Annotated in this window: 2 protein-coding genes; one reads left to right on the plus strand and one right to left on the minus strand. The window is 43.8% G+C overall.

Annotation, left to right across the window (positions count from 1 at the left end; genetic code table 11):
* A partial coding sequence (locus ACWHAR_RS27150) for an aminotransferase class III-fold pyridoxal phosphate-dependent enzyme (protein WP_452088442.1) occupies positions 1–249 on the minus strand: 249 nt, incomplete at its 3' end.
* Between the two features lie 151 nt (positions 250–400).
* On the opposite strand from ACWHAR_RS27150, the gene ACWHAR_RS27155 reads away from it, so the two are divergent.
* The coding region (locus ACWHAR_RS27155) for a peroxiredoxin (protein ID WP_452088443.1) at positions 401–710 on the plus strand (310 nt) is incomplete at its 3' end.

Consider the following 710-nt stretch of genomic DNA (forward strand, 5'->3'; position numbering starts at 1 on the left):
GTTCTCTGCCGCTTTTTTAATCGCTTCTGTAATATGCGGGTGGGCATGTCCTGTAATAATCGGACCGTACGCCGCTAAATAATCGATGTATTTGTTGCCGTCCACATCCCAAAAATAAGCGCCGCTTGCTTTCTCCATTGCAACAGGAGAACCGCCGCCGACTGCTTTATATGATCTAGACGGGCTGTTTACACCGCCGACAATGTGCTGTAATGCCTCATTGTGAAGTTCAATTGATTTTGTATGCAAGAATAAAAACCTCCTATATCTCCATGCGTCCTTTCTATTGTAGCATGCTTCCGAACAAGAACAATGGCTTCGGGCTTCAGATTCAGCTGAGATGGTTGTAATCTGGACAAGAATTGGATACGCTTAATAAAAAAACTCCGGAGGTAACGTAATGACTATAGAAATCGGACAAAAAGCGCCTGATCTTGAGTTAAAAGGCGATCATGGGGAAACAGTAAAATTATCGGATTATAAAGGAAAGTACATCGTGCTTTATTTTTATCCAAAGGACATGACACCGGGATGTACAACTGAAGCATGCGATTTTCGGGACAGTCACGAAAGCTTCGCCGAACTGGATGCCGTCATTATTGGCGTCAGCCCGGACAGCCAGGAAAAACACGGAAAATTTAAAGAGAAGCATAACCTTCCATTTCTGCTTCTTGTTGATGACGAGCATAAGCTGGCGGAAGCATTTGATG

The sequence above is a fragment of the Bacillus sp. LR--39 genome (assembly GCF_053613335.1).